The sequence below is a fragment of the Janthinobacterium sp. GW821-FHT03C08 genome (assembly GCF_059420905.1).
The window spans coordinates 1-21,979 of sequence record NZ_JBWKUP010000020.1 but is presented as its reverse complement, the minus strand read 5'-3'; the positions used below and the strand labels follow the sequence as shown (position 1 = coordinate 21,979).

The 21,979-nt window shown below is 63.7% G+C and carries 20 protein-coding genes and 3 tRNA genes; 16 read left to right on the top strand and 7 right to left on the bottom strand.

Translation table 11 applies throughout. From position 1 onward, the window contains the following. Window positions 1-92 precede the first annotated feature (92 nt). On the top strand, window positions 93-311 hold the full coding sequence (locus AC07VL_RS24060; RefSeq protein WP_070290273.1) for a SlyX family protein: 219 nt from the start codon (window positions 93-95) through the stop codon (window positions 309-311). 18 nt (window positions 312-329) lie between these two features. Here the strand turns inward: AC07VL_RS24060 and AC07VL_RS24055 are convergent, their stop codons facing one another. Beyond that, window positions 330-698 (bottom strand): DUF6404 family protein, encoded by a 369-nt coding sequence (locus AC07VL_RS24055; RefSeq protein ID WP_494808079.1) that lies wholly within the window; start codon window positions 696-698, stop codon window positions 330-332. 253 nt (window positions 699-951) lie between these two features. On the opposite strand from AC07VL_RS24055, the gene AC07VL_RS24050 reads away from it, so the two are divergent. The 15 genes from AC07VL_RS24050 (at window position 952) to ahpF (ending at window position 19,030) form a co-directional block, all read left to right on the top strand. Next, entirely contained in the window at window positions 952-3,108 is a 2,157-nt protein-coding gene (locus AC07VL_RS24050) for a M3 family metallopeptidase (RefSeq protein ID WP_494808078.1), read from the top strand. 227 nt (window positions 3,109-3,335) lie between these two features. After that, the gene (locus AC07VL_RS24045; protein ID WP_494808077.1) at window positions 3,336-5,480 is read left to right on the top strand and encodes a M3 family metallopeptidase; all 2,145 of its coding nucleotides are present in this window, start codon (window positions 3,336-3,338) and stop codon (window positions 5,478-5,480) included. Window positions 5,481-5,589: 109 nt separating this feature from the next. Further along, window positions 5,590-5,802: a VF530 family protein gene (locus AC07VL_RS24040; protein ID WP_092717418.1), complete on the top strand. Its 213-nt coding sequence runs from the start codon at window positions 5,590-5,592 to the stop codon at window positions 5,800-5,802. 11 nt (window positions 5,803-5,813) lie between these two features. Beyond that, window positions 5,814-6,092, top strand: coding sequence for a DUF4404 family protein (locus tag AC07VL_RS24035; protein WP_494808076.1), 279 nt, complete (start codon window positions 5,814-5,816; stop codon window positions 6,090-6,092). A 248-nt stretch (window positions 6,093-6,340) separates the two neighbouring features. Further along, window positions 6,341-8,596, top strand: coding sequence for a YgiQ family radical SAM protein (locus AC07VL_RS24030; RefSeq protein ID WP_494808131.1), 2,256 nt, complete (start codon window positions 6,341-6,343; stop codon window positions 8,594-8,596). 139 nt (window positions 8,597-8,735) lie between these two features. Continuing rightward, window positions 8,736-9,617, top strand: a complete 882-nt coding sequence (locus AC07VL_RS24025) for an EamA family transporter (RefSeq protein ID WP_494808075.1) — start codon at window positions 8,736-8,738, stop codon at window positions 9,615-9,617. 208 nt (window positions 9,618-9,825) lie between these two features. Further along, entirely contained in the window at window positions 9,826-10,785 is a 960-nt protein-coding gene (locus AC07VL_RS24020; protein WP_494808074.1) for a sugar ABC transporter substrate-binding protein, read from the top strand. 86 nt (window positions 10,786-10,871) lie between these two features. After that, the gene (locus AC07VL_RS24015) at window positions 10,872-12,425 is read left to right on the top strand and encodes a sugar ABC transporter ATP-binding protein (RefSeq protein ID WP_494808073.1); all 1,554 of its coding nucleotides are present in this window, start codon (window positions 10,872-10,874) and stop codon (window positions 12,423-12,425) included. Window positions 12,426-12,443: 18 nt separating this feature from the next. After that, the gene (locus AC07VL_RS24010) at window positions 12,444-13,415 is read left to right on the top strand and encodes an ABC transporter permease (RefSeq protein ID WP_071326093.1); all 972 of its coding nucleotides are present in this window, start codon (window positions 12,444-12,446) and stop codon (window positions 13,413-13,415) included. A 12-nt stretch (window positions 13,416-13,427) separates the two neighbouring features. Beyond that, a complete protein-coding gene (locus AC07VL_RS24005; protein ID WP_494808072.1) occupies window positions 13,428-14,480 on the top strand; it encodes a LacI family DNA-binding transcriptional regulator in 1,053 nt (350 codons plus the stop codon). Then, the gene (rbsK, locus tag AC07VL_RS24000) at window positions 14,477-15,385 is read left to right on the top strand and encodes a ribokinase (RefSeq protein WP_494808071.1); all 909 of its coding nucleotides are present in this window, start codon (window positions 14,477-14,479) and stop codon (window positions 15,383-15,385) included. Before AC07VL_RS24005 ends, rbsK begins: the two co-directional genes overlap by 4 nt. A gap of 9 nt (window positions 15,386-15,394) precedes the next feature. Next, a complete protein-coding gene (gene rbsD / locus AC07VL_RS23995) occupies window positions 15,395-15,787 on the top strand; it encodes a D-ribose pyranase (protein ID WP_475416672.1) in 393 nt (130 codons plus the stop codon). Window positions 15,788-16,183: 396 nt separating this feature from the next. Further along, window positions 16,184-16,585, top strand: coding sequence for a DUF3597 domain-containing protein (locus tag AC07VL_RS23990; protein ID WP_290607059.1), 402 nt, complete (start codon window positions 16,184-16,186; stop codon window positions 16,583-16,585). A 187-nt stretch (window positions 16,586-16,772) separates the two neighbouring features. After that, entirely contained in the window at window positions 16,773-17,336 is a 564-nt protein-coding gene (gene ahpC, locus AC07VL_RS23985) for an alkyl hydroperoxide reductase subunit C (protein ID WP_077398190.1), read from the top strand. Window positions 17,337-17,434: 98 nt separating this feature from the next. Continuing rightward, window positions 17,435-19,030, top strand: a complete 1,596-nt coding sequence (ahpF, locus tag AC07VL_RS23980; protein ID WP_494808070.1) for an alkyl hydroperoxide reductase subunit F — start codon at window positions 17,435-17,437, stop codon at window positions 19,028-19,030. Window positions 19,031-19,102: 72 nt separating this feature from the next. On the opposite strand, the gene AC07VL_RS23975 is transcribed toward ahpF, so the two are convergent. The 6 genes from AC07VL_RS23975 to AC07VL_RS23950 form a co-directional block, all read right to left on the bottom strand. After that, window positions 19,103-19,450 carry a CzcE family metal-binding protein gene (locus AC07VL_RS23975; RefSeq protein WP_494808069.1) on the bottom strand — a complete coding sequence of 116 codons (348 nt, stop codon included), beginning with the start codon at window positions 19,448-19,450 and terminating at the stop codon, window positions 19,103-19,105. A gap of 135 nt (window positions 19,451-19,585) precedes the next feature. Next, window positions 19,586-20,212, bottom strand: coding sequence for an ABC transporter ATP-binding protein (locus AC07VL_RS23970; protein ID WP_494808068.1), 627 nt, complete (start codon window positions 20,210-20,212; stop codon window positions 19,586-19,588). After that, window positions 20,203-21,306, bottom strand: coding sequence for a hypothetical protein (locus AC07VL_RS23965; protein ID WP_494808067.1), 1,104 nt, complete (start codon window positions 21,304-21,306; stop codon window positions 20,203-20,205). Before AC07VL_RS23965 ends, AC07VL_RS23970 begins: the two co-directional genes overlap by 10 nt. Before the next feature lie 154 nt (window positions 21,307-21,460). After that, window positions 21,461-21,537 (bottom strand) — tRNA-Asp (locus AC07VL_RS23960). A gap of 57 nt (window positions 21,538-21,594) precedes the next feature. Beyond that, window positions 21,595-21,670 (bottom strand) — tRNA-Val (locus tag AC07VL_RS23955). Between the two features lie 215 nt (window positions 21,671-21,885). Continuing rightward, window positions 21,886-21,962: transfer RNA gene (locus tag AC07VL_RS23950), tRNA-Asp, on the bottom strand. Window positions 21,963-21,979: the final 17 nt, after the last annotated feature.

The window sequence follows — 21,979 nt, the reverse complement described above, 5'->3', positions numbered from 1 at the left end:
GCTGCGCCGGGAAGAATGCCGTTTGTTTGTCCTGGCGCACGCCGCTGCGGCGGTAGAATGCCCCCTTTCAGTCAGCAATCACCGAGAGCACCATGGACAATGCAGAACAGATGGAAACACGTTTCGTCGATATCGAAATCAAGCTGGCGCAGCAGGAAGACCTGGTCGAGTCGCTGAACCAGATGGTGTACCAGCAGGGCAAGCGTATCGACCAATTGGAAGCGATGCTGCACAAGCTGGGCGAGCACGTGCGCGACGGAGCGCAGCAGGCAAATGGCGGGCTGGTCAACGAGCGCCCGCCGCACTATTGATACCGGGGCCTTGCCGGCTTATTCACCGTCCAGCGCGGTCCATGCCGGCAACTGGTGCTTGCGCCGGTCGCGGGCGTAGACGGTGGACATGGCGAGGCCGAACAGGAGGCCGGCCGCGCTGGCCGCCAGGAAGGCGGTCATGGGGGACGGCGGCCTGGTGGCAGCCTGCAGCGGCCACACGACGAGCCACATGGCCAGGCCCCAGAACGTGCCAAAGAAGAGTCCCATGCCGAGCGTGGTGCGCAGGAAGGACTGGAAATGCGGCGGCGCCACCTGCACGCCAGCCTTCCATAACAGCCGCAGCAGCGGTGGCGCATAGTGGCTGGGGGCCATGCCCGTGCTGCTCAACAGCTCCAGGGCGCGTGCCTTGCGATGTTCAAAGTGCATGCATTCTCCGTCTATTGTTGCCGAATGGATACTATATGCCATACAGCTCATGTGAGCATTGATATTTTTCATGGTGCGGGCAGGGGCGCCGCCGTATCGGCGTGCATGTGCGGCTATCAGGCATGACAACCTTTCCTATATGGGCACATCGCTACCATCGGTAGTTGCGGGTGACGCAAGTGTTTCTGGCTGTTATTATTTCAGGCTGGCCCGCGACACAATCGCGGCACTCTTGCGTTTCTTGAAAGAAGACATGACCCGTCCAACTCTGCTCGTCATCGCCGCCAGCCTGATGCTGGCACCAGCCGCCTTTGCCGCCACCGCCGCCCCGACCGCTACCGCGGCCGTCCAGGCCACCGCACTGCCCGCCTCGAATCCGTTTGCGCAGGCCAGCAGCCTGCCGTTCCACTATCCGCCGTTCGACAAGGTGCAGGACGCCGACTATGCGCCCGCCTTTACGGCAGGCATGGCCGCCCACCTGGCGGAAATCAACGCGATTGCGAATAACAGGAAGCCGGCCACGTTCGACAACACCATCGTCGCCATGGAACGCTCGGGCGAGCTGCTGGGCCGCGTGCGCACCGTGTTTTCGGTGATGTCCGGCTCCAACACGAATGAGACGATCCAGGGCCTGGAACGCGAGCTGGCGCCGAAGATGGCCGCCCACAGCGACGCGATCATGCTCAATGACAAGTTGTTCCAACGCATCAATACGCTGTACGCCAAGCGCGACAAGCTGGGCCTCGATGCTGAATCGAAACGCCTGCTGGAACGCTACCACACGGACTTCGTGCGCGCCGGCGCCAAGCTGTCGGCCGCCGACAAGGAAAAGCTGCGCGCCTACAATGGCCAGCTGGCTGCCCTGTCGACCAAGTTCGCGCAGAATGTGCTGAAGGAATTGAACGCGTCGGCCGTCGTCGTCGACACGCGCGAAGAACTGGACGGCCTGTCGCCGGCCGCCATCGAAGTGGCCGCCGGCCTGGCCAAGAAGCGCGGCCTGGACGGCAAGTACGTGATCGCCCTCGTCAACACGACGGGCCAGGCGCCGCTGTCGCAGCTGACCAACCGCGCCTTGCGCGAACGCATCATGGCCGCCTCGCAGGCGCGCGGCAGCCGCGGCGGCGAGTTCGACAACACCCAGGAAGTGCTGGACCTGGCGAAACTGCGCGCCGAACGGGCCGCGCTGATGGGCTACCCGAACTACGCGGCGTATTCGCTGGAAGACCAGACGGCGAAGAACACCACCGCCGTGAACGCACTGCTGGGCGAGCTGGCCAAGCCGGCCGTCGTCAATGCGCGCCGTGAAGCGGACGATATCCAGAAGGTCATCGATGCGGGCAAGGGCGGCTTCAAGGTGGGCGCCGCCGACTGGGCTTTCTACAGCGACAAGGTACGCGCCGAACGCTACAGCTTTGATGAAAATCAACTCAAGCCGTACTTTGAAATGCACAGCGTGCTGACCAAGGGCGTGTTCTTCGCCGCCGGCAAGCTGTACGGCCTGACCTTCAAGCAGCGTACCGACTTGCCGGTCTACAACGCCGACATGCTGGTGTACGACGTCTTCAACGAAGACGGCACGCAGCTGGCCATCTTCACCCTGGACCCTTACGCGCGCAGCAACAAGCGTGGCGGCGCCTGGGCGAATGCCTACGTGGGCCAGTCGGGCTTGCTGAACCGCAAGCCCGTCATCGCGAATAACCTGAACATTCCGAAACCGGAAGCGGGCCAGCCGACCCTGATGACGTTTGACGAAGTCAACACCATGTTCCACGAATTCGGCCATGCGCTGCACGGCATGTTCTCGAACGTGAAATACCCGCGCTTCGCCGGCACCAGCGTGCCGCGCGACTTCGTCGAATACCCGTCGCAAGTCAATGAAATGTGGGCCCTGTGGCCGGAAGTGCTGCAAAACTACGCCAAGCACTACCAGACGGGCGCGGCCATCCCGGCCGAGCTGCTGGCGAAAGTGACGGCGGCCGACAATTTCAACCAGGGTTATAAAACGACGGAATACCTGGCATCGGCCCTGCTGGACCAGCGCTGGCACCAGCTGACGCCGGCACAGATCCCGACCGACGTGGTCGCCTTCGAGAAAGCCGCGCTGGCGGACGCGGGCGTCGATTTCGCCCCGGCGCCGCCGCGCTACCGCACCACGTATTTCTCGCACGCGTTCGCGGGCGGCTACTCGGCCGGCTACTACGCCTACCTGTGGTCGGAAAAGCTCGATGCCGACACGGTCGAGTGGTTCAAGGAAAACGGCGGCCTGACGCGCAAGAACGGCGACTGGTTCCGCGCCAAGCTGCTGTCGCGCGGCGGCAGCGCCGATGCGCTGGACATTTACCGCAACTTCCGCGGCCGCGATGCGAAGATCGAGCCGCTGCTGGAACGCCGTGGCTTGAACGGCAAGTAATCCGCGTCATTCCCGGCCGTAAAGCCGGGTCAATGAAAATGGCTGCCAAGCAATTGGTGGCCATTTTTATTTGGAGATTTTGATTGAAAACCGTGGTAAACCGCGCATTTGGCGGGATGCACCACAGGATCGCCCATGTTGGATGACGCCTGTGTGACAGGCTGCTATCATCTGCCACTGGCCCGCGACGCGATCGCGGCTCTTCCCCGCGCTTTCTGAAAGATGTCATGATCCGTCCACAACTGCTCGTCATCGCCGCCAGCATCATGCTGGCCCACGCCGCCCCTTCCGCCCTGGCCGCCGCCGCCGCACCGGCCGCCACCGTCAGTGCGCAGAATCCCCTGCTGAAAGCCAGCCCGCTGCCATTCCAGATGCCGCAATTCGGCCTGATCAAGGATGAGCACTACGCGCCGGCGTTTGCCGAAGGCATGAAACGCCAGCTGGCCGAAGTGAACGCGATCGCCAACAACCGCCAGGCGCCCACGTTCGAGAACACCATCGTGGCCCTCGAGCGCACGGGCCAGCTGCTGCACCGAGTGCAGAGCATCTTCAGCAACATGACCTCGACCAACACAAACAGCGTGCTGGAAGCGGTGGAAGTGGACGTGTCGCCAAAACTGGCCGCGCACGGCGACGCCATCACCCTGAACCCGAAATTGTTCACGCGCATCGACACCCTGTACGCCAAGCGCGACAAGCTGGGCCTCGACGCCGAATCCCTGCGCCTGCTGGAACGCTATCACACGGACTTCGTGCGCGCCGGCGCCAAGCTGTCCGATGCGGACAAGGAAAAATTGAAAGCCTACAACGCCGAGCAGGCGGGCCTGGAAACAGCCTTTGCACAGAACGTGCTGAAGGAAACGAACGCCAAGAGCATCGTCGTCGACACGCGCGCCGAGTTGGCAGGCATGACGGACAGCGATATCGACACGGCCGCTGAAGCGGCCAAGGAACGGGGCTTGACGGGCAAGTTCGTCATCGCCCTGGTGAACACCAGCGGCCAGCCGCCGCTGGCCGTGCTGACCAACCGCGCCACGCGCCAGCGCCTGATGGATGCCTCCCTGAACCGGGGTAGCCAGGGCGGCGAGTTCGACAACCGCGCCATCGTGCTGAAGCTGGCCAAGCTGCGCGCCGAACGGGCTACCCTGCTCGGCTACGCCAACTATGCCGCGTATTCGCTGGAAGACCAGACGGCCAAGACGACGACGGCCGTCAACACCCTGCTGTCGGAACTGGCGAAACCGGCCGTCGCCAATGCGCGCCGCGAAGCGGCCGACCTGCAGCAAGTGGTCGACGCGGAAAAAGGCGGTTTCCAGGTGGCGGCTGCCGACTGGGCCATCTACACGGACAAATTGCGCAAGCAGCGTTTTAACTTTGATGAAAACGAGCTGAAACCGTATTTGGAACTGAACAGCGTGCTGAACAACGGCGTCTTCTTTGCCGCCAACAAGTTGTATGGCATCAGCTTCAAAGAGCGCAAGGACTTGCCGGTGTACAACCCGGACGTGCGCGTCTACGACGTGATCGACGCCAATGGCAAGCCGCTGGCCCTGTTCATCGCCGACTTCTATGCGCGTGGCAACAAGCATGGCGGCGCGTGGATGAATGAATACGTGTCGCAATCGGCGCTGCTGGGCACGCACCCGGTGGTGGCCAACCAGTTGAACATTCCGAAGCCGCCGGCCGGCCAGCCGACGCTCTTGACGTTCGACGAAGTGACAACCATGTTCCACGAATTCGGCCATGCGCTGCACGGCATGTTCTCGAACGTGAAGTACCCGCGCTTTGCCGGCACCAGCGTGCCGAGCGACTTCGTCGAATACCCGTCGCAAGTCAATGAAATGTGGGCCATCTGGCCGGAAGTGCTGCAAAACTACGCCAAGCACTACCAGAGCGGCGCGGCCATGCCGCAGGAGCTGCTGGACAAGGTGACGGCGGCGAAGAAATTCAACCAGGGCTTCATGACGACGGAATACCTGTCGGCGGCCCTGCTGGACCAGCGCTGGCACCAGCTGGCGCCGAGCCAGATCCCGACGGACGTGCTGGCCTTTGAAGCGGCATCGTTGAAAGACGCGGGCGTCGATTACGCGCCCGTGCCGCCGCGCTACCGCACGACGTACTTCTCGCACAGCTTCTCGGGCGGCTACTCGGCGGCTTATTACGCCTACCTGTGGTCGGAAAAGCTGGACGCGGAATCGGTCAACTGGTTCAAGGAAAACGGCGGCCTGACGCGCAAGAACGGCGACTGGTTCCGCAGCAAGTTGCTGTCGCGCGGCGGCAGCGTCGATGCACTGCAGCTGTTCCGTGACTTCCGCGGCCGCGATGCCACCGTGGAACCGCTGCTGGAACGCCGTGGCTTGAACGCCAAGTAAGGCGTCCCCATCTGAAGCTTGCGCTGCGTCGTCCTGGCGCACGCAAGCTTTATGTGCCGGCGGCGTAGAATTGAGTAAGATGGAAACAGGAAGGCAGTCGAAAGAGTATATGAGTCAGCAAGATTTGAATGGTATTACCCTGGAAGCAATCGTGACGCGCCTGCAAGCCCACTACGGCTGGGATGGCCTGGCCAAGCACATCGATATCAATTGCTTCATCAGCGATCCCAGCATCAAGTCGAGCCTGAAGTTTTTGCGCAAGACCCCGTGGGCCAGGAGCAAGGTGGAGCAATTGTTCCTGGACACGCAATTTACTGACTGACAGGAAAAAACATGGATAGCAAACTCAAGGAATCGCTGCAACAGCTGCATTCGACGCTCGAAACCAGCGGCCCCGTCGATGAAGAACTGCAAGGTTTGCTGCAAAAGCTCGATGTCGACATCAAGCTGCTGATGGAAAGGCGCGCCGCGCAGGAACAGGAAGCAGAGTCGACCACCTATGGCCTGGCCGAGCGCAGCCAGGAATTGTCGGCCAAGTTTGCCGTCAAGCATCCGAAACTGGAGCCGGCGTTGCGGGAACTGGGTGAGATTCTTGCCAACATGGGGATCTGATCGGGGTCAGTCGCTACGCGATCGCAATGCGCCCCGCTGGGCCGCATTGCCCCGGCGGGTCTGCTCCGTTTCTCCCAAGTAATTGAAAAATAAACGTTTTTTGTACTGAAATCCAACAGTAAAAAGCAGGCCGCCAGGTTGGAAATGGCCAATTCCGGTACAATCCGTACCCTATGAGCTCCCCTACCAATTTATTTGCGACCGTTCCCAAGCGGTCTGCCCGCGCTGCCGTGGCGCCTTTCCTGCCGATGTCGCGTGCCGAGATGGACGCGCTGGGCTGGGACCAGTGCGACGTCATCCTCGTCACGGGCGACGCCTACATCGACCATCCGAGCTTCGGCATGGCCCTCGTTGGCCGCCTGCTCGAAGCGCAGGGTTATCGCGTCGGCATCATCAGCCAGCCCGACTGGCTGTCGGCCGACGCCTTCCGCATCCTCGGCAAGCCGCGCCTGTACTACGGCATCACGGCCGGCAACATGGATTCCATGGTCAACCAGTACACGGCCGACCGCAAGATCCGCTCCGACGACGCCTACACGGCGAATGCGGAACCGAACAAGCGTCCGGACCGCGCCGTCACCGTGTACGCCCAGCGCGCGCGCGAAGCGTATTCCGACGTGCCCATCGTCATCGGCAGCATCGAGGCGTCCTTGCGCCGCATTGCGCATTACGATTACTGGTCGGACAAGGTCCGCCGTTCCGTCTTGCCCGATTCCAAGGCTGATTTGTTGATTTTCGGTAATGCCGAGCGGGCGCTGGTCGACCTGACCCACCGCCTGGCCGCCGGCGAACACATCAAGGATATCCGCGACTTGCGCGGCACGGCCTTCATGGTGCCGTCCGGCTGGCTGCCCGGCGACGACTGGGGCGTGCACAATTCCACCCGCGTGGACGTGCCCGGCAAGATCGACCCGCATTACAGCCCCTACGAGATGGTGCAGGAAGACAAGACCGCCTGCGCCACGGAAAACGCGTCGAAATCGGCCGAAGTCATCAAGCCCATCCGTATCATGAGCCGCGAAGAGCGCCTGGCCATGGCCAAGGAAAAGCACGACAAGACGGTCGTGCGCCTGCCGTCCTACGACGTCGTCAAGGATGACCCCGTCATGTATGCGCATGCGTCGCGCGTGTTCCACCTGGAATCGAATCCCGGCAATGCCCGCGCCATGGTGCAGGCGCACGGCGAACGCGACGTGTGGCTCAACCCGCCGCCGCTGCCGCTGGCCATGGACGAGATGGATGGCGTGTACGACATGAATTACGCGCGCGCCCCGCACCCGAGCTATGGCAAGGCACACATTCCCGCCTGGGAAATGATCCGCTTTTCCGTCAACATCATGCGCGGCTGCTTCGGCGGCTGCACCTTCTGCTCGATCACGGAACACGAAGGCCGCATCATCCAGAGCCGTTCGGAACCGTCGATCCTGCGCGAAATCGAGCATATCCGCGATAAAACCAAAGGCTTTACGGGCACCATTTCCGATATGGGTGGCCCGACGGCGAATATGTACCGCCTGGCCTGCAAGGAAAAAGAGATCGAAGTGTCGTGCCGCCGCCTGTCCTGCGTCTACCCGTCCATCTGCGTGAACCTGGGCACGGACCACAGCAAGCTCATCTCCCTGTACCGCAAGGCGCGCGCGATTCCCGGCATCAAGAAAGTCTTGATCAGCTCGGGCTTGCGCTACGACCTGGCCGTGCGTTCGCCCGAGTACGTGAAGGAACTGGTGACGCACCACGTCGGCGGCCTCTTGAAAATCGCGCCCGAGCACACGGAAGAGGGGACTTTATCGAAGATGATGAAGCCCGGCATCGGCGCCTACGATGAATTCAAGGAAATGTTCGACCGTTTCTCGCTGGAAGCGGGCAAGAAGCAATACCTGATCCCGTATTTCATCGCCGCCCATCCGGGCACGACGGACCTGGACATGCTGAACCTGGCCCTGTGGCTGAAGAAGAACAATTTCAAGCTGGACCAGGTGCAGACCTTCATGCCCACGCCGATGGCCATGGCCACGACCATGTACCACACGCGCAAGAATCCCCTGCGCAAGGTCACGGCAGACTCGGAAGTGGTGGAAACGGCCCGCAGCGGCAAGATCCGCCGCACCCATAAAGCCTTCCTGCGCTACCAGGACCCGGCCAACTGGCCGATTTTGCGCGAAGCGCTGGTCAACATGGGCCGTGGCGACTTGATCGGCAATGGCGACAAGCATCTGATTCCCGCCTGGACCTCGTCCGAGTCGGGCGGCCTGGCCGCAGGCGAGCGCAGCCGCCAGACGCATGGCGCCGGCACGCCGGACAAGTTCAAGGTGGCGCCAGGCAAGAGCCGCATCGCCCTGGGCGGCACGGCTGCCGCGCCCAAGGCGACGGCCGTCGAGTCGAAGGTGCGTCCGTCAATCCTGTCGACCATCAAGACGAAGGCCAAGCCGGCCGCCGCGCCCGTGGGCCGTGGCGCCAAGCCGGCCGCCAAGGGCGGTACGCCAGCCCGCAGCGGCCGCCGCTAAGCTTTCAGCGTTGCAACAAGAACCCGGCCAGCGCGCCGGGTTTTTTTATGTCCGGCAGCATTGCCCACGCCGGCGAATTTATCTTGACATCAAGATAGTATGCGTCCACACTCGAATTATCTTAACGTCGAGATAGTTTATGGCCACCTCTGCTGTCCGTCCCGCCTGGGGCGATATCGTGCTCACGGCGCTGGCACCCCTCATCTGGGGATCCACCTACATCGTCACGTCCGAACTACTGCCGCCGCACCGTCCCTTCACGGCCGCGCTGATCCGCGTGCTGCCGGCCGGTTTGCTGTTGCTGCTGATCATGCGGCGCCTGCCCGCGCGGCGCGACTGGGGCCGCGTGCTGATCCTGTCCGCGCTGAATATCGGCGTCTTCCAGGCGCTGCTGTTCGTGGCCGCCTACCGTTTGCCGGGCGGCCTGGCGGCCGTGGTGGGCGCCATCCAGCCGCTCTTGGTGATGGGCCTGGCCTGGGGCGTGGAAGGGCGCCGCCCGGCCCGCCTGGCCCTGGGCGCCAGCGTGCTGGGCGTGCTCGGCATGGGCGTTTTATTGTTGTCGCCGCGCACGGTGTGGGAACCCGTCGGCATCGCCGCCGCGCTGGGCGGCACGGCCTGCATGGCGGCCGGCACGTATCTGACGCGGCGCTGGAAGCCGGACTTGCCCGTGCTGGCGCTGACGGGCTGGCAATTGCTGCTGGGCGGCCTGATGCTGGCGCCCGTCGCCTGGCTGGCCGACGCGCCGCTGCCGGCGCTGTCCCTGCAGCAAGTGCTGGCCTACGCCTACCTGTGCCTGGCCGGCGCCCTGCTGGCCTACGCCTTGTGGTTCCGCGGCATCGCCAGGCTGTCGCCCGTGGCCGTGTCCTCGCTGGGACTGCTCAGTCCCCTGATGGCCGTCGTGCTGGGCTGGGCCTTGCTGGGGCAAGCCATGACGGGCTGGTCGATGCTGGGCTTGTTGCTGGTGCTGGCCAGCGTGCTGGCCGTGCAGTGGGCCAGCGCCCGTCCCGCAGCAAATCGCTGACTGCTGCGCATTTCTCCTCGGCAGGCCGCGCGTACCGGCCTGCCCGTTTCCCTCTGGGCGTCCCCTTTTTGCTGCACCGCAGCTACAGTTTTGCTTGCACTGATATGGGGCATTGAGGCACTATTCGCTTCGCGCAAACGTTTGCGCACAACGAATTTCCACAAAAGCATGCAATACACGTGCTTGCCCAACCACTCTGGAGACGCTCATGACATCCCGTATTCGCCTGAAAATGATTGCCGCCGCTGTCCTGGTGTGTGCCTTGCCCGCCGTGCCGGCGATGGCGCAGACGCCAGCCAAGCCCAAGGTCGCACTGGTGATGAAGTCGCTCGCCAATGAATTTTTCCTGACCATGGAAAATGGCGCCAAGGCGCATCAGAAGGCCAATGCCGCCAAGTACGACCTGCTGTCGAACGGCATCAAGGATGAAACGGATACGTCGAGCCAGATCAAGCTGGTCGAGCAAATGATCGTCTCGCGCGTCAACGCGCTGGTGATCGCCCCGGCCGACTCGAAGGCGCTGGTGCCCGTGCTGAAAAAAGCCATCGACGCGGGCATCATCGTCGTCAATATCGACAACAAGCTCGACGCGGGCGCGCTGAAAGAGAAGGGCATCACCGTGCCGTTCGTCGGCCCGGACAACCGCAAGGGCGCCAAGGTGGTCGGCGACTTCCTGGCCAAGCAGATCAAGAAGGGCGACCCCGTCGGCATCATCGAAGGCGTCTCCACCACCTACAACGCGCAGCAGCGCACCCTGGGCTTCCAGGACGCCATGACGGCGGCCGGTGCGAAAGTGGTCAGCGTGCAGTCGGGCCAATGGGAAATCGCCCCCGCCAACACGGTGGCGGCCGCCATGCTGAACGCCAACCCGAACATCAAGGCTTTGCTGTGCGGTAACGATAACATGGCCATCGGCGCCGTGTCCGCCATCAAGGCGGCCGGCAAGACGGGCAAAGTCCTCGTCGTCGGCTACGACAACATCAACGCCATCAAGCCGATGCTGGCCGATGGCCGCGTGCTGGCTACCGCCGACCAGTTCGGTTCGCAGCAAGCCGTGTTCGGCATCGACACCGTGCTGAAAGCCCTGGCGCAGAAGAAGAAGCAAGCCGATCTGGGTGGCGTCATCGAAACCAAGGTCGAACTGGTCACCAAGGACGCCAAGTCCTGATCGTCTGATCCCGCCGGGGCCAGCGCCCGCATAGCCACTTAAGGCTGCGGCGCCGGCCCCGCCGTCTTTTTCCGCGGAGTTTTATCATGCCTACCGACATCCCCCCGGCGCCCTCGGCCGCCATTCCTCTATTGACCCTGGATAACATCGGCAAATCCTATGTCGGCCCCGTGCTGGGCGGCGTGGGCTTGCGCTTCGCCCCCGGCCAGGTGCTGGCGCTGACGGGAGAGAACGGCGCGGGCAAGAGCACCCTGTCGAAGATCATCTGCGGCCTGGAGCAAGCGACCACGGGCACGATGCTGCTCGACGGCAAACCCTACCAGCCCACTTCGCGCGGCGCCGCCGAGGCGCTGGGCATCCGCATGGTGATGCAGGAATTGAATTTGATTCCCACCCTGTCGATCGCGGAAAACCTGTACTTGAAAAACCTGCCGCAGCGTTTCGGCTTCATCGACCGCGGCCGTCTGGAGCGCGACGCGCGCGAACAGATGGAGAAAGTGGGCCTGGGCGGCCTCGACCCGTGGACCTTGGTCGGCGAACTGGGCATCGGCCACCAGCAAATGATCGAAATCGCGCGCAACCTGATCGGCGCCTGCCGCCTGCTGGTGCTCGACGAGCCGACGGCCATGCTGACGCACCGCGAAGTGGAATTGCTGTTCCTGCAAATCGAACGCCTGAAGGCCGACGGCGTGTGCATCATCTATATTTCCCACCGCCTGGAAGAACTCAAGCGCGTGGCCGACCGCATCGCCGTGTTGCGAGACGGCCAGCTCGTGTGCGATGACGATATCGCGGGCCACTCCGCCGCCGACCTGGTCAGCCTGATGGTGGGCCGCTCGGCCGACGATGCCGTCGACCTGAGCGGGCGCACCATCGGCGCCCCGCTGCTGCGCGTGCGGGGTCTGGCGCGCGGCAAGGTGGTCAACCCGACCTCGTTCGACTTGCGCGCCGGCGAAATCCTCGGCATCGCCGGCCTGATCGGCTCGGGCCGCACGGAATTGCTGCGTTTGATCTTCGGCGCCGACCGCGCCGACGCCGGCGACGTGTTCCTCGGCGACAGCGAAGTCCCTGCCGCCTTGCACTCGCCGCAGGCGGCCGTGCAAGCCGGCATCGCCATGATCACGGAAGACCGCAAGGGCCAAGGTTTGTTGCTGCGCCAGTCCATTGCCGTCAACACGACCCTGGCATCGCTCGACACCGTCAGCGGCGCCGGCTGGCTCAACGACGCGGCCGAAGCGACGGTGGCCGACGACTACATCCAGCGCCTGGGCATCCGCTCGCGCAACAGCGCGCAAACGGTGGCGGAGCTCTCTGGCGGCAACCAGCAAAAGGTGGTGATTGCCCGCTGGCTGTACCGTGATTGCCCCGTGATGCTGTTCGACGAACCCACGCGCGGCATCGATATCGGCGCCAAGTTTGATATTTATCAGGTGCTGGCCGAGCAGGCGCGCCAGGGCAAGGGCCTCGTCATCGTCTCGAGCGACTTGCGCGAACTGATGCTGATCTGCGACCGCATCGCCGTCATGAGCGCCGGCAGCATCGTCGAGACCTTCGAGCGCGGCGCCTGGAGCCAGGACGCGCTGCTGTCGGCCGCCTTCTCCGGCTATTTGACCCCCAACTCCACTCCTGCCGCGGCCTGATCCGCCGGAAAGATTCCCATGACCACCAACTCCTCTCCTTCGTATCTGCAGCGCAGCCTGGCCGACCTGAAAAACTATGCGGGCTTGATCGGCGCTTTGCTCGCCATGTGCGTGCTGTTTTCGTTTGCCAGTGAAAACTTCTTTACCCTGGCGACCTTGAGTACCCTGTCGAACAACATCCCGACCCTGGTCGTGATGGCCGTCGGCATGACGTTCGTGCTCATCATCGGCGGCATCGACCTGTCCGTCGGTTCCGTGATGGCCCTGGCCGCGTCCGTGCTGTCGCTGGCCGTCGTGCACTGGGGCTGGCCCGTGTGGAGCGCTGCCCTGCTGGGCATGTTCGTCGCGGCCCTGTGCGGCGCGACGACGGGCCTCATTTCCGTCGGCTGGCGCATCCCCTCGTTCATCGTGTCCCTGGGCGTGCTGGAAATGGCGCGCGGCCTGGCCTACCAGGTGACGAACTCGCGCACGGAATACATCGGCAGCGCCGTCGAGGGCATCAGCTCGCCGATCGCCTTCGGCCTGTCGCCCGCCTTCATCGCCTCGATCGCCATCGTCGTCATCGGCCACCTGGTGCTCACGCGCACGGTGCTGGGACGCCACTGGATCGGCATCGGCACCAATGAAGAAGCCGTGCGTTTGTCCGGCATCAATACGAAACCGTCGAAGGTGCTGGTGTTTGCCCTGATGGGCTTGCTGGCCGGCATCGGCGCCCTGTTCCAGGTGTCCCGCCTGGAAGCGGCCGACCCGAACGGCGGCGTGGGCATGGAATTGCAGGTGATCGCGGCCGTCGTGATCGGCGGCACGAGCCTGATGGGCGGGCGCGGTTCCGTCATCAGCACCTTTATCGGCGTGTTGATCATTTCCGTGCTGGAAGCGGGCCTGGCGCAGGTGGGCGTGTCCGAACCCGTGAAACGCATCGTCACGGGCCTGGTGATCGTCGCCGCCGTGGTGCTCGACACCTACCGCCGCCGCGGCGAGCGCGCATAAGCGACGTCGCCCATGGCAACCATCAAACAGGTGGCGCAGGCGGCGGGGGTGTCGTTTACTACCGTCTCGCACGTGCTCAACAATACCCGCCCCGTCAGCGACGAGGCGCGCCGCGCCGTGCTGGCGGCCGTGGAGGCACTGCATTACGTGCCCAGTGCCCTGGCGCGTTCCTTGCGCAGCCGCAGCACGGGCACCATCGGCCTGATCATTCCCAACAATACGAACCCGTATTTCTCGGAAGTGGCGCGCGGCATCGAGGACAGCTGCTACGCGGCCGGCTACAGCGTGATCTTGTGCAATTCCGATGACGACCCCGTCAAGCAGCGCGAGTACCTGAACGTGCTGCTGACCAAGCGCTGCGACGGCCTGATTTTGTCCGCGCTGGCCGACAGCGACGGCGAACTGCTGCGCAAGATGAAGGTGCCGGCCGTGCTGCTCGACCGCGCGCCCAGCGACCTGGCCATCGATGCCGTGGCCGTCGACAACCGCGCCGGCGGGGCCTTGGCCGCGCGCCATTTGCTGGGCCTGGGACGCCGGCGCATCGCCTGCATCGCCGGCCCCCGCGAAGTGAGCATTTCCAACGAGCGCATCGACGGCGCGCGCGACGCCATGGCGGACGCGGGCGTGGCCCTGGCCGACCGCTTGTGCCGGCATGCGGATTTCACCAGCGCGGGCGGCTATGCGGCCGCGCTGGACTTGCTGGCGCTGCCGCCAGGCCAGCGTCCCGACGCCTTGTTCTGCTGCAATGACCTGATGGCCTTTGGCGCCCTGCGCGCCGCCGCCGAACGGGGCATTGCCGTGCCGGCAGAGCTGGCCGTCGTGGGCTTCGACGATATCGACCTGGCCAGCTTCGTGCATCCCGCCCTGAGCAGCGTGGCGCAGAATACGCGCGAACTGGGCCATATCACGGCCGCCTGCCTGCTGGCGCGCATCGCCGACCCCGCCTTGCCGCGCCAGCAGCGCAGCATCGCCCCCGAGCTACACGTGCGCGGCTCCAGCGCCGTCGCCGCTGCGCCTCTACCTTTTACTTTACCTGCAACTGAACTGATGGGAATGACATCATGATCGTGGTTATCGGCAGCATCAATATGGACCTGGTCTTGCGCGTGCCGCGCATGCCCCTCCCCGGCGAAACCCTGACGGGCGGCGCCTTTAGAACCATTCCTGGCGGCAAGGGCGCCAACCAGGCCGTCGCTTGCGCGCGCATGAGCGGCAAGGTGGCGGGCGCCCAGCAAGTGGCCATGGTCGGCTGCGTGGGCGACGACGCCTTCGGCGCCACCCTGCGCGCGGCGCTGGTGGGCGACGGCATCATCGACAGCCACATCACCACCTTGCCGGGCGTGGCCTCCGGCATCGCCTCCATCCTCGTCGACGACAAGGGCCAGAACAGTATCGTCATCGCCGGCGGCGCCAACGATTTATTGAGCCCGGCGCATATCGACGCGGCCAGGGCGCTGATCGAGCAGGCCGATATCGTCGTGCTGCAGCTGGAAACGCCGATGGACACCGTCGTGCACGCGATTCAACTGGCCCGTTCCCTGGGCAAGACCGTGGTGCTGAACCCGGCGCCGGCCGCCAGCCTGCCGGACGGCGTGCTGGAACTGGTCGACTACCTGATCCCGAATGAAATCGAAGCGGCCATGCTGGCCGGCGTCAGTCCGGAAGGCGCGGACGCCCAGGCGCTGGCGGCCGCCCTGCAAAAGCTGGGCAGCGACAATGTCATCATCACCTTGGGTTCCAAGGGCGTGCATGCGGCCCTGTATGGCGGCGATTTCACCTTTCCGGCCGAAGTGGTGCAAGCGGTCGACACGACGGCCGCCGGCGACACCTTCATCGGCGGCTTTGTTGCGGGCCTGGCGTCCGGCATGGACGAGGCGGAATCCATCCAGCAAGGCCAGCGCGCGGCCGCCTGGAGCGTGACCAAGCCGGGCGCGCAAACCTCGATTCCTTTCCTGCACGAATTGTTCTGAGCCACGGCCATGAAAAAGTCTCCGCTGCTTAATATTGCGCTGTCGCAACTGATCGCCTCGCTGGGCCATGGCGACATGCTCGTCATCGGCGACGCGGGCCTGCCATCGCAGCCAGGCGTGCCGCTGATCGACCTGGCCCTGACGCGCGGCATTCCCGGCTTCATCGATACGGTGAACACCGTGCTGAGCGAAATGCAGGTGGAATACCATTTGCTGGCCAGCGAATTGCCGCAGCATAACCCGGCCATGGCGGCCCAGGTAGCGGCCCTGGGCTTGCCCGATGCGCGCCAGGTGACGCATGAAGAGTTCAAGCAATTGAGCAAGGGCGCGCGCGCCATCGTGCGCACGGGGGAATGCAGCCCGTATGCCAACATCATCCTGGTCGCCGGGGTCGTGTTCTAGCGCACGGCATGGCGCGATTGCGCGCCCACAAGCTTCCCGGTCTTGCCCGCATTGACGTAATGCGGCCTTGCCAGCCCGGCCGCTCCCTGCCATGCCGGGGACGGCCGGCGTTCCCGCCGTTCCGTCCTGTCGCGCCTGCCCGGGCGTTCCGCGCTGCCCCTCTCTTTCACCCACCAATGCCGGTTTGCCGGCCATGCCGAGGCCCTTTCACCCTTGAAACAGGCATGGCTTGCCACCAGATCTGGCGCAAGCCTGCGGGACAGGGCCTCCGGCCTGAACGGGCTTATACTCGGCGGGCTGGCGCCTGCGCCCGGCTCCAGCTGTCACCGGTTCGCTGCATGGGAACTGGGCGCGCAGGCAAACTTTCTTCCATTCACTCCAACTCGAGGTGTACTCATGGGCATTTTCAGCAATATCTATAACAAAATCTTCCACCATTCGTCCGATGCCGCCCCGGCTGCCACGCCGGCCGCCGCGACGGAAGCACCTGCAGCGGGCGCTCCTGCCGCTGCGCCGGCTGCCGCACCGGCCGCCGTGCCCGTGGTGGACGTGGAAGTGGTGCTGGTCGACCTGGCCAGCAAGAACGCGGAAAAACTCAATTGGCGCACGTCCATCGTCGACCTGATGAAACTGCTTCAACTCGATAGCAGCCTGGCCGCGCGCAAGGAACTGGCGCAAGAGCTGCATTTCACGGGCGACACCAACGATTCGGCCAGCATGAATATCTGGCTGCACCGCCAGGTGATGATCAAGCTGGCGGAAAACGGCGGCAAAGTACCGGAAGAGTTGAAAAATTAAAGACCCGGCGGCAGCAAGGGGATCCCTTCTTGTCGCTGTTCAATCCCGTGGGAACTGCCTATCATGGAGTTCCCAAGGTGTCATGATAGCTAAAACCAATTGAAACTATTGTGACAATCAATTTTGCATATGGGTCAAAACCCCTTACACTAGAGTCTTACTGATTCACCACACGAGAGGAAATGAAATGTCGCTCATCAATACCCAAGTTAAACCATTCAAGGCAACCGCTTACCACAATGGCAAATTCGTCGACCTGACGGAAGCGTCGCTGAAAGGCAAGTGGTCGGTATTCGTGTTCTACCCAGCCGACTTCACCTTCGTTTGCCCAACCGAACTGGAAGACCTGGCCGACCACCACGCCGAGTTCCAGAAGCTGGGCGTCGATGTCTACGGCATCTCGACCGATACCCATTTCGCGCACAAGGCATGGCATGACACCTCGGACGCCATCAAGAAAGTGCAATATGCACTGATCGGCGACCCGACCGGCGCCCTGTCGCGCAACTTCGAAGTCATGATCGAAGAAGAAGGTCTGGCACTGCGCGGTACCTTCGTCATCAATCCTGACGGCTTCATCAAAGTGCTGGAAGTGCATGACAACGGCATCGGCCGTGACGCTGCAGAACTGCTGCGCAAAGTCAAAGCCGCCCAGTACGTGGCGAACCACCCAGGCGAAGTGTGCCCGGCAAAATGGACGGAAGGCGCAGCGACCCTGACCCCATCGCTGGACCTGGTCGGCAAGATCTAAGGTGTGAAGCAGCAAGCAGCAAACAAGTAGTTACCGCGATGCCGGCCCGGGTGTCCGGCCCGGCATTCGCCTAAATATTTGTAGAAAAGGAAAAAATCATGTTAGACGCAACCCTCAAAACCCAACTGAAATCCTACCTGGAAAAAGTGGTGTATCCGCTTGAGCTGGTCGCTTCTCTCGATGACAGCGCAAAAGCCCGCGAGATGAAGGAATTGCTCCAGGAGATAGTCCTGTTGAGCGACAAGATCACGCTGGTCGAGCGCATTGAAGTTGGCGTACGGACCCCGTCGTTCAGCATCAACCGTGCAGGCTCCGACATCGGCGTGCGTTTCGCCGGTGTGCCGCTGGGCCACGAATTTACCTCGCTGGTGCTGGCGCTGCTGCAAGTGGGCGGCCACACCATCAAGTTCGACGAGACCGTGATCGAGCAGATCCGCAACCTCGACGGCGATTACGAATTTGAAACGTTTATTTCGCTCTCCTGCCATAACTGCCCGGAAGTGGTGCAGGCATTGAATGCCATGGCCGTGATCAACCCGCGCATCAAGGTCACCACCATCGATGGCGGCGTGTTCCCGCAAGAAGTGGAAGCGCGCCAGATCATGGCCGTGCCGATGATGTTCCTCAATGGCGAACACTTTGGCCAGGGCCGCACGAATGTCGAGGAAATCCTCGCCAAGCTCGACACCAATGCCGGCGCCCGCCAGGCCGAAGCGCTGAGCAAGAAAGACGTGTTTGACGTGCTGATCGTCGGCGGCGGCCCAGCCGGCGCGGCAGCGGCCATCTACGCGGCCCGCAAGGGCATCAACACGGGCGTGCTGGCCGAGCGTTTCGGCGGCCAGGTGCTCGATACCCTGGCCATCGAAAACTTTATTTCTGTCAAGGAAACGGATGGTCCGAAGTTCGCCGTGGCGCTGGAACAGCACGTCAAGGAATACGACGTCGACATCATGAACACCCAGCGCGCCGCGAAGTTGACGCCAGGCAAGCTGATCGAGATTGAAACGGCGAATGGCGCCGTGCTGAAAGCCAAGACCGTCATCCTGGCCACCGGTGCCCGCTGGCGCGAAATCAACGTGCCGGGCGAGAAGGAATACCGCAACCACGGTGTCGCCTACTGCCCGCACTGCGATGGTCCCTTGTTCAAGGGCAAGCGCGTGGCCGTGATCGGCGGCGGCAACTCGGGTGTGGAAGCGGCGATCGACCTGGCCGGCCTCGTGAAACACGTGACCCTGATCGAGTTCGGCGCGGAACTGCGCGCCGATGCGGTGCTCCAGCGCAAGCTGCACAGCCTGCCTAACGTGACCGTGATTACGTCGGCGCAAACCACCGAAATCCACGGCGACGGCAAGATCGTCAATGGCCTCTCCTACACGGACCGCGTCAGCGGCGCGTCGAAAAAGGTCGAGCTGGAAGGCGTCTTCGTGCAGATCGGCCTGGTGCCGAACACGGAGTGGCTCAAGGGCACGGTCGCCCTGTCGCGCCACGGCGAAATCGAAGTGGACGCCCGCGGCCAGACCTCGATCCCCGGCGTGTTTGCGGCCGGCGACGTCACCACGGTGCCGTACAAGCAGATCATCATCGCCACCGGCGAAGGCGCCAAGGCTGCCCTGTCCGCCTTTGACCACCTGATCCGCTCGGACGACGAGGAAGTGGTCGACGAGTCCGCTGCCAAGGAAGCGCTGACGGCGTAATTATTGAGCCGTATCAAACAAAAACCGGAACTGCCGCAAGGTGGTTCCGGTTTTTTTATGTGTGCAGGGAAATCAGCTGCCCGCGTACAGGGGATTGCCGGCCACATACACTTGAATCCCGTCGACGGCCATGTCCTTCGGCGCGATCTCGGCCAGGGCGAAGACGGTCTTGTTGCTGAACGTTTGCACGTGCCATGTAAAGCGCTGGCTGGCGCGCGCGATGGTGACGGTTTCGCCATGCGTGACGTTGATGTGGCGCGTCTCGGGCTGCAACTCGATGCTGCGCTGGGCCGCGCCGTGGTGGGCGGGCGTGCCATAGTCGGCGGCCGTGCCCGTGGGGCCGGCGGCGATGGCCGAGGCGGCAACGGTGGTGAGGGCGGCGCCCAGGATGGCCAGGGCGCTGCGGTGGGTGTTGAACATACTCATCTCCAAAAATAGGCCGGGTGCGCCGAATCAGCGCGCCGTGTTGTCGTCGTGGCTGCACCGGGATCGCCGGTTTTTGCAACACGGCATCGTAAGCTGTCCCTGGCCGATCTGCAAAGCGGTATTTCCTGTCTAGATTTCCACCGTGGCCGCCAGCGGCAGCTGCGGCTCCAGGTGGCTGGTCAGCACGATGCACTGGCGCGCCAGCCGGGCCGGGTCGGACAGGCGCGTGCGCAGGTGCGCCATGGCCGCCGCATCGAGGCCATTGAAGGGCTCGTCGACGAGCAGCAGGCGCACGGGCAAGGCCAGGGCCAGCGCCAGCTGCAGTTTTTTATGCTGGCCCAGCGAGAGAGCGGTGATGCTTTGCTGCAAGGTCGGCGTCAGGGAAAATGCGCTCAGCTCGGCGTTCAGCAGGGCCGCGTCGCTGCCCGGATACAGGGCCAGGTGCAGCTCGAGCATTTCATGCACCTGCAGCCAGGGCAGGGCGGGCGCGTCGCCGCCGCAATAGAAGGCGAGCGCGCGGTAGGCCAGCGGCATGGCGCCGCTGTCGATGCCGTCCAGGCGGATGGTGCCGCGCGCCGGCAGCAGGGCGCCGCCCGCCAGTTTCAGCAGGGTCGTCTTGCCGGCGCCGTTCGCGCCACGCAGCCAGCTGATGCCGGGACCGAAGCGCTGCTGAAATCCTTGAAACACGCTGTGCGTGGCAAAGTGAAAATCGAGCTGCTCGACGTGCAGCACGGGAGAAGGGGCATTCAATTCCATAATTCGCTTCCGATGGCGCTCAAGGCAAGGATGGACAGGACGACGAGGGCGACACGCCCGCGCGCCGTGAGGCGGGGCAGGCCGACGATGGCCAGCAGGGCCAGGCTGGCGGTGACGGCATACACGCCCGTCACGCGCCGCTGCAGCATGGCCGGGTCCGTGCCATACAGCACGACGCCGGCGCCCAGCAGCACGGCCAGGGCGGGCAGCAGGCTGGCGCCGCAGGCCAGGCGCAGGAGGCGGCGGCTGGCCAGGGGCCAGGCATCGAGCGATGGACGCAGCAAGCCGATCTGCTCGCGCACGGCCTTGTCGCCCCGGTCCGTCACAATGACGAGGCTGGCGCTGGCCAGCAGGCCCAGCAGCGGTGCGGGCACGAGGGGGGCGCGCAGCAGCCAGGCCAGCATGCTGGCGCAGGCGCCGGCCAGCAGCACGCTCTGTTGCAGGCCAATCACGTTTTCATTGCGCCAGAATGGCAGCCAGAATAGGCGCCGCCACAGGAACAGGGTGGGCCAGCGGGGTTGCCGGGGCACATACGTGTGCATCGTGGGCGGGCGCGCCCGTTGTGCTGGCCGCGGCGCGCGCAGGCGCCGGGCCACGATGAGCGTCGTGAGCAGCCAGGCCAGCAGCCACGCGCCGGCCGTGGCGGCGATGCCGGTCCCGGCAACGGGGCGCAGCCAGGGCGGCGACTGCGCCAGCCAGATGGCGGCCGAGACGGCATAGGCCATGCCCAGCGGCAGCATCAGCAGGCCGGCCACGGCGACATCGGTTTGCCAGCGCAGGCGGCGCGGCAAGGGCAGTTGGCGCAGCCAGGCGGCGACAGGGGCGGGCAAGAGGCGCTTGCGCAGCAGCCAGGCGGGCAGGCAGGTCAGCAGGGCTTGGCCGCCCAGCACGCCCAAGGCGGCGGGCCAGGGCAGGTTCATGGCGAGAAAGCCGGGCAGGGCGATGACGCTGAGCAGTCCCAGCAGGACGGGGCCGGCCAGGAACAGGACGATTTCCATGGAACTCGTCAGGCTGGCGGCAAATTGCAGCAAAGCATGATGGGCCAGGCGCAGCCGCAAGGCCAGATAGGGATGGGTGCTTCGGGGCAGGCGCATGCAAGCAGGGGCGGAGTCAGGGTAGCTGATTCTAACAGCCGGGGTCAGACACCCGGATAAGTTGGCTTTGGGCTTGACGTTGGTGGTGTTGCGGATCTGGTCCCAGAATGGGAAAAGCCCTTCGGTTCAGAGAACCAAAGGGCTTTTCTTTTATTGGCGGAGCGGACGGGACTCGAACCCGCGACCCCCGACGTGACAGGCCGGTATTCTAACCAACTGAACTACCACTCCAAGCTCGTATGATCTGTGTTGCTGATCCATGAAGCACTGGATAATTTTCTGTATTGGTGGTGGGTGCTGAGAGGCTCGAACTCCCGACCTACGCCTTGTAAGGGCGCCGCTCTACCAACTGAGCTAAGCACCCGCATACCCAGAAAACTATCCCGACGTTTGTCACCACGTCTGGAAGAGGCACTATTATAGGGGGCGCTCTGCCGCTTGTGCAACTATTCTTGGCGATAAAAGCGGTTTTTTTGCTGAAAAGCGCAAAAATATTCATGCGGGGAAGAACGGGTGTATTTTCGGCGCTGAAATGGGAAAAGCCCTTCGGTTCAGAGAACCAAAGGGCTTTTCTTTTATTGGCGGAGCGGACGGGACTCGAACCCGCGACCCCCGACGTGACAGGCCGGTATTCTAACCAACTGAACTACCACTCCAAGCTCGTATGATCTGT